This is a genomic window from Bradyrhizobium sp. LA6.8 (assembly GCF_040547935.1).
GTDB lineage: Bacteria > Pseudomonadota > Alphaproteobacteria > Rhizobiales > Xanthobacteraceae > Bradyrhizobium > Bradyrhizobium barranii.
Window position 1 is genome coordinate 172,357 of sequence record NZ_JBEPQQ010000015.1, and the last position, 6,561, is coordinate 178,917.

The window sequence follows — 6,561 nt, forward strand, 5'->3', positions numbered from 1 at the left end:
GCATGTCTTCCGATCACGCCGCCTTCGTCGAGCATCGCATTTCTAGGGGCGAAGGAAAAGTCTACGCTCGAGATTATGCGGGTTCTGGCCCGGCCTTCGTACTCATGCACGGCTTCCCCGACAATCTGCACATCTGGGACGACCTGATTCCGCACTTGGTCGCCAGCGGGCGGCGCGTGGTGACGTTCGATTTTTTGGGCTTTGGCGCCTCCGACAAGCCCGCCGGCACCGTCTATAGCTTTAAGCAGCAACTTGGCGACCTTGAAGCGGTGGTCGAGGGTCTGGGTCTGGGGACGATCGTCCCGGTCGCTCACGATTCCTCGGGGATGGCGGCGCTCAACTACGCGCTCACCCATTCGGACGGTGTCGATTCCGCGATCATGCTCAACTCGGCCTATAGCGAGGACTCCACGGTTCTTTGGCCCGAGATGATCACGCTGTTCGCGACCCGGAGCATGCAGCCCCTGGCCATGGCGATCGCCCAGAGCCCCGAACAGTTTGGCTGGCTGCTGAGATGGCAGCAGAAGAAATTCCTGGATTCTTTGCCCGAGGCGCAAAAGTCCCATTTCAGCGCGTTCATCGGTCCGCTGATCAGCGACAACTTTATCGTCCAACCTGGCGCCGGTCCTGCCTTCGTCCAGTTGGCGGCGGAATTCTTCGATGAACATGCCCGAAACGCAAAGCATCTGACGGCGCTCAAGACGCTGGATATTCCAGTCAAGCTGATCTGGGGACGGTACGATCCTTACTTCCCCGCCGCCATGGCCGAGCGGCGCCAGTCTCAGCTCAAGAATGCGTCCCTCACCGTCATACCGGCAGGTCATTGGCTGCAGGCCGACGAGCCCGCGCAAGTGGCGAAGGCGATGCTGTCATGAGCCGCGTCCTCGACAAGCTCGCTGTGAACGCGACCCGCATGACCAGGCTCGCCTGCTTCGGCGCCCTCGTCGCGATGTTCGTAGCGATCAGCCCGGCCACTTCGTCCGCTCAGTCGGCACCATCTTCGGGCCTTGACGTACCGACCACCAAGCTGCTGGCGATCGGACCTTCACAGCCAAAGGGACGCCGGACCAGTGGAAGCCGCTCCTTCCTTCTGAAGTGCGCGACACCGTACGGCTCTATCTCGCTGGGAGAATCGACCAATGGTACCTCAAGCAGGACCAGAGCGGTGTCGTGTTCATGATGAACGTCACCGATCCGAAGGAGGCTCTGGAACTGCTGGGCAGGTTTCCTTTCGGCCAGGCGGGGATGATGGAATTCCAGATCATCCCGCTCGGCCCGATCGCGCCGCTTCGCGTGCTTTTGACCGAGCCTGCGAAGTAGTTCGCGGCGCTCCGGACCAATCTATCAAAAGGAATTAGCAAAATGCCCGACAACAAGAATCCGCGCGTTCATGCCGAGATACTGCCCGCGCTTGCCGCCGTCGTCGTTCCGACGACCAAGATCCTGGCGATCGGGTCGGTCACGGCCAAGGGCACGCCCGCGGCAATCGCACCGGTTCTGCCCCATGAGGTTCGTGCGACGGTCCGCAATCATCTCGCTGGAAAGATCGAGCAGTGGTTCTTCCAGACGGAGGGCTACGGCGTCGTCTTCATCGTGAACGCGACCAGCACTGCGGAAGCGCACGAACTCCTAGAGAAGCTTCCTCTTGGTGTGGCCGGCATGATGGAATTCGAGCTGATCGCTCTCGGCCCGCTTGCGCCGCTCGCCATGCTCATCGGTGAGCCTCCGCGTTCGTGATGCGATCCGCAAACCGCGTTGGGAACTTGGTAGCGCCCCAGACTCCGTCAGACCGCATTCGTAGCTTCGTGACTACCCGATCGCTCCGCTTCGGATGCTTTTTACGGATACTGCGAAGTCGTTCGTGGTCCCCCTACCGATATGCCGAGAGCAAGCAGTAAAATGCCTGACGTCAAGAATCCGCGCGTCCATGCCGAGATATTGCCCGCGCTCGCCGCCGTTGTCGCTCCGACAACCAAGATCCTGGCGATCGGCTCGGTCACGGCGAAGGGCACACCCGAGGCGATCGCCTCGGTCCGCCCCCATGAGGTTCGCGCCACGGTTCGCAATCATCTCGCTGGAAAAATCGAGCAGTGGTTCTCCCAGACAGAGGGCCGCGGCGTCGTCTTCATCGTGAACGCCACCAGCACGGCAGAGGCGCACGAACTCCTGGAGAAGCTTCCACTCGGCGTCGCCGGAATGATGGAATTCGAGTTGATCGCTCTCGGGCCGCTTGCGCCGCTCGCCATGCTCATCGCCGAACCTCCGGGTTCGCAAAGCGATCCGCGGGTTTCGTTGTGAGCTTGGTGGCGCTCCAGGTTCCATCGCCAACCGATTGAGGTCGACCGGGGTATGGTGAAGCCATGTCGGGGACCAAAGATTACATCAACAACCCGCCAAAAAGGACCCGCCACGATGCCTGTTGTCAAAGCCGCGGCCGTGCAGATCAGTCCCGTTCTCTACAGCCGGGAAGGCACTGTTGGCAAAGTGGTCAAGAAAATCATCGAGCTTGGGCGCCAAGGCGTCCAGTTCGCGACCTTCCCGGAAACGGTCATTCCTTACTACCCCTATTTTTCCTTCGTCGAAGCGCCCTACCTTATGGGCGCGGAGCACTACAAGTTGCTCGATCAGGCTGTGACCGTGCCGTCTGACGCCACCAGGGCTATCGGTGAGGCCGCAAAGCAAGCCGGCATGGTCGTCTCCGTCGGCGTCAACGAGCGCGATGGCGGCACGATCTATAACGCGCAACTCCTGTTCGATGCCGACGGCACACTCATCCAGCACCGTCGCAAGATTTCTCCGACCTATCATGAACGCATGGTCTGGGGTCAGGGCGATGGCTCCGGGCTGCGCTGTGTCGACAGCGCCATAGGGCGCATCGGTCAACTGGCCTGCTGGGAGCATTACAACCCGCTGGCCGGCTACGCCTTGATGGCCGACGGCGAGCAGATTCACTCCGCTATGTATCCTGGCTCGTTCGCCGGCGACGGTTTCTCCGAGCAGATTTCAGTCAATATTCGCCAGCACGCACTGGAGGCCGGGTGTTTCGTGGTCTGTGCGACCGCCTGGCTGAACGCTGAGCAGCAAGCTCAGATCATGAAGGATACCGGCTGCAGCATCGAGCCGATCTCTAGCGGCTGCTTCACCGCGATCGTCTCTCCAGAGGGCGCATTGATGGGCGCGCCGCTGCGATCGGGCGAAGGCGAGGTCATCGCCGATCTCGATTTCTGGGCTATCGACAAGCGCAAGCGCCTGATGGACTCGCGCGGTCACTACAGCCGCCCGGAACTGCTCAGCCTCCTGATCGACCGTACGCCGAAGTCCCATGTGCATGAGCGCAACGCGCATCCAGCGCTGAAATCCCTAGACCCGGCCGATCGGCTGGAAGAAGTCGACTCGCGTCTGGTAGTGGCAGCTACCTCATGACTTCACGCCGGCATCTTCTTCTCACTGGCGGCGGTCTCGTCGCCGCGCTCGGCCTCCCGAAAGCGGCGCTCGCGGACGCGACGAAGGTCGCCAGGCCGCCAGCCCACCAACCTGCTCACAAAGGATCAAAGCTCATGACGACCGCGACAATGAAAGACGGCGCGAAGATCTACTTCAAGGACTGGGGTGCCGGTCCGGTCGTAACCTTCTCCCATGGCTGGCCGCTCACCGCAGACGCCTGGGACGCCCAGATGCTGTTCCTGGCGAACCACGGCTACCGCGTTATTGCTCATGATCGACGCAGCCATGGTCGATCGGATCAGACCTGGACCGGCAACTACATGGATACCTATGCCGACGATCTCGCCACACTACTCGAGACGCTCGACGTCAAGGGTGCGACGATGATCGGCCATTCGACCGGTGGAGGCGAGGTGGCGCGCTATATCGGCCGCCATGGCACATCGCGTGTATCGAAAGCAGTCCTGATTTCCGCGGTACCTCCCCATATGGCGCAGACGCCCACCAACCCTAACAGCGCGCCGATGAGCGTCTTCGACGGTCTGCGCGCGAGCCTGCTTGCCGATCGGGCGGGGTTCTTCAAAGAACTGGCAATGCCGTTCTTTGGCTATAACCGTCCCAATGCAAAGGTTTCGCAAGGCCAGATAGACTCTTTCTGGCTTCAGGGCATGATGGGGAGCCTCCAAGGCGAGCATGACTGCATCAAGGCCTTCTCCGAGACCGATTTTACGGATGATCTCAAGAAGATGACGATCCCAACCCTGCTGCTGCAGGGTAATGACGATCAGATCGTTCCTATCGACATCGCGTCCCGGCGTTCGGTGAAGATCCTGCCAAACGCGAGCCTGAAGGAATATGCCGGTGCTCCACATGGCATGTGCGTCACCCACGCCGATCAAGTGAACGCAGACCTGCTGGCCTTCCTCAAAGGATGACGGGGACGAAATCCTCCTGCCGATCGACCGGCGGCAAAAGCGGATACGTCGCGCGGCAAAGCATATTCATTCTGAGTGAGGCGAAAGATGAGCAAGGCACAACACGAACTTCCGATTCTGGTGACCGGGGCGGCTGGACGGATCGGCTCGGTGGGCCGCTGCGTGACGGAGCTGCTTCTCGCCCGTGGGTTCCGGGTACGAGCGCAGGTTCGTGTGGACGACGAGCGGGCCACAAGGTTGCGCGCGCTCGGTGCAGAAGTCGTGGTTGGCGATCTGCTTGATCTTATGGCGGTACATCGGGCGATCGAAGGGTGCGAACGTCTCTGCTTCGCAATGTCGGTCGCGCCGACCTATCTCGAAGCGGCTGTCAACGTCGCCGTCGTCGCGAAGCACCGCGGCGTAAAGGCGTTCGTCAATCTCTCCCAGATGACCGTCAACGAGATGGACATTTTCAATACGACCCCTAGCCCACAGCAAAAGCAGCATTGGTTGGCGGAGCAGATATTATCCTGGTCCGGGCTGCCAGTGGTGGAAGTACGACCAACGGCCTTCATGGAAGGGCTACTGCTTCAAACCGCGAAAACCGTCTCCATGCAGGACAAAATCATGGCGCCCTTTGGTAGGGGCAAGAACTCAGCCATCGCTGCAGCCGATGTCGCTCGGGTGATCGCCGAGATCTTGAGTGAGCCCGCCGAGCATATCGGCCAGGCCTACCATCTGACCGGCCCGGTTTCGCAGGACATGGACGCGGTTGCACGCGAGTTCTCGGTCGCGCTTGGTCGCACGATCTCGTACGTCAACGTTCCACTTGAGGTCATGAAGGGGCAACTCGCCACCTTCGGAATGCCGCTTCATGTCGTTGCGCACGTGGCGACCATGGCGGAACTACATCAGGACAACCGGTACGATCGGTTCAGCAATGATGTCGAAAGGCTGACCGGCATACGTCCGATGAGCGTTCGGGAATTCGTGCAGAAGAACGCACATGCGTTCGCACCGGTCGCGCCTTCGAGCGCGGCTGAATAAGCACGGCATCGTAGACAGGGGTCCGGCTTCGCTAAGGAGCGTGGTTGCGGGGCCAAGGCGAATCGCGGCCATCACGCTCGCGCCTCTAATTCTACCAGGCCGTTCATCACGAATGAGCCTTATCACGTCGCGCTTAAGTTGGCGGTCGATGTATGGCCCCTAAGTGCGACGAACTTTGGAGATGCAGGTTAGAAGTTCAACGCGTTTGCGATGCGGACCAGGGTTGCTTTCTAGTCACATTGAAGTCATTCATTGGATGAATCTCATGACCGACCTTATGATTTTCGGAATCAGCGTCGCGTTCAGCTTTGTAGCTTGGGGAGCGGTTTGCTCCCGCTACATTTGGCCATTTGTCCGATCCCGCTCATTGCCCGACGCGGCCACGCCGCTGCTTTATCTCAACGTATTTCGCTTCGTTGGGGCGTCTTTCTTTGTTCCTGGTGTCGCGGGCTCATTGCCCAGAGCCTTCGCGGCGCCCGGTGCTTTCGGCGACTTGTTTGCAGTTGTACTCGCTGGGGTGGCCCTAATGCTCCTGCGGAGACCGGCCGGATACGCCGCGCTCTGGCTCTTCAACCTGTGGGGAGCGGGCGATCTTCTATTTGCATTCTACCAAGGCCTCTTTGATGAAGACTTTCACCCCTCGGCACTGGGCGCCACGTTTTACATTCCGACCGTATATGTGCCCCTTCTTCTGTGTGTACATTTTATGCTTTTCGCGCTTCTCCTGAAGGCCCGGTCAATGTCGACCAACGCAGCCGCCGGAAGCTAATAAGGTGAGTCCGCGAAGGAGCGCTTCTGGCGGATATTGTTGAAAAAGTCTATTTGGCGACAAACGAAATTTCTCAGGGCCGCCGATGCATTTCGCATCCAGGGACCTGGGCCCACATCGTTTCACACCAAGACGGCCACCAGCCTTCGTACCAGCGCTGAAGAGCGCTTTAGCGTTAGAGACGGCCAAGAGTGGACATTCGCGCGGTTTCGATGTCGTTCGGGTTTCGTTTTTCAACAGTATCGGCGCGAAGCGGTCGTTGTGGATGTCTCGCTAGCTCCCGCTATCCTGACCTAGCCCGGATATCTCACACGGATCGAGCGCATCGAGGCGCCGAATCAGCGAAAGTTGTTTTGCGAGAACGACTTTGAGATGATTCGAGAGGCG

Annotated in this window: 8 protein-coding genes; all 8 read left to right on the forward strand. The window is 59.8% G+C overall.

Annotated features, from left to right (window positions below; all coding sequences use genetic code 11):
- Window positions 1–2 precede the first annotated feature (2 nt).
- The 8 genes from ABIA90_RS43295 (at window position 3) to ABIA90_RS43330 (ending at window position 6,174) form a co-directional block, all read left to right on the forward strand.
- Window positions 3–875 (forward strand): alpha/beta fold hydrolase, encoded by an 873-nt coding sequence (locus tag ABIA90_RS43295; RefSeq protein WP_354116252.1) that lies wholly within the window; start codon window positions 3–5, stop codon window positions 873–875.
- A gap of 301 nt (window positions 876–1,176) precedes the next feature.
- Complete coding sequence (locus ABIA90_RS43300) at window positions 1,177–1,320, forward strand: hypothetical protein (RefSeq protein WP_247314888.1); 144 nt, start codon at window positions 1,177–1,179, stop codon at window positions 1,318–1,320.
- A gap of 42 nt (window positions 1,321–1,362) precedes the next feature.
- Entirely contained in the window at window positions 1,363–1,737 is a 375-nt protein-coding gene (locus ABIA90_RS43305) for a hypothetical protein (protein WP_027568291.1), read from the forward strand.
- Between the two features lie 162 nt (window positions 1,738–1,899).
- Window positions 1,900–2,298, forward strand: coding sequence for a hypothetical protein (locus tag ABIA90_RS43310; protein ID WP_354121848.1), 399 nt, complete (start codon window positions 1,900–1,902; stop codon window positions 2,296–2,298).
- A 114-nt stretch (window positions 2,299–2,412) separates the two neighbouring features.
- Window positions 2,413–3,423: a nitrilase-related carbon-nitrogen hydrolase gene (locus ABIA90_RS43315; protein ID WP_354121847.1), complete on the forward strand. Its 1,011-nt coding sequence runs from the start codon at window positions 2,413–2,415 to the stop codon at window positions 3,421–3,423.
- Window positions 3,424–3,557: 134 nt separating this feature from the next.
- Entirely contained in the window at window positions 3,558–4,379 is an 822-nt protein-coding gene (locus tag ABIA90_RS43320; protein ID WP_247314893.1) for an alpha/beta fold hydrolase, read from the forward strand.
- Between the two features lie 87 nt (window positions 4,380–4,466).
- The gene (locus ABIA90_RS43325) at window positions 4,467–5,405 is read left to right on the forward strand and encodes an NmrA family NAD(P)-binding protein (protein WP_247314895.1); all 939 of its coding nucleotides are present in this window, start codon (window positions 4,467–4,469) and stop codon (window positions 5,403–5,405) included.
- A 265-nt stretch (window positions 5,406–5,670) separates the two neighbouring features.
- Complete coding sequence (locus ABIA90_RS43330; RefSeq protein WP_354121846.1) at window positions 5,671–6,174, forward strand: DUF8737 domain-containing protein; 504 nt, start codon at window positions 5,671–5,673, stop codon at window positions 6,172–6,174.
- The last annotated feature ends 387 nt before the right edge of the window (window positions 6,175–6,561 follow it).

Bases quoted from the DNA above. Each gene is read 5' to 3' on its own strand.
- ABIA90_RS43295 (WP_354116252.1), top strand. From the start codon at position 3: ATGTCTTCCGATCACGCCGCCTTCGTCGAGCATCGCATTTCTAGGGGC.
- ABIA90_RS43300 (WP_247314888.1), top strand. From the start codon at position 1,177: ATGATGAACGTCACCGATCCGAAGGAGGCTCTGGAACTGCTGGGCAGG.
- ABIA90_RS43305 (WP_027568291.1), top strand. From the start codon at position 1,363: ATGCCCGACAACAAGAATCCGCGCGTTCATGCCGAGATACTGCCCGCG.
- ABIA90_RS43310 (WP_354121848.1), top strand. From the start codon at position 1,900: ATGCCTGACGTCAAGAATCCGCGCGTCCATGCCGAGATATTGCCCGCG.
- ABIA90_RS43315 (WP_354121847.1), top strand. From the start codon at position 2,413: ATGCCTGTTGTCAAAGCCGCGGCCGTGCAGATCAGTCCCGTTCTCTAC.
- ABIA90_RS43320 (WP_247314893.1), top strand. From the start codon at position 3,558: ATGACGACCGCGACAATGAAAGACGGCGCGAAGATCTACTTCAAGGAC.
- ABIA90_RS43325 (WP_247314895.1), top strand. From the start codon at position 4,467: ATGAGCAAGGCACAACACGAACTTCCGATTCTGGTGACCGGGGCGGCT.
- ABIA90_RS43330 (WP_354121846.1), top strand. From the start codon at position 5,671: ATGACCGACCTTATGATTTTCGGAATCAGCGTCGCGTTCAGCTTTGTA.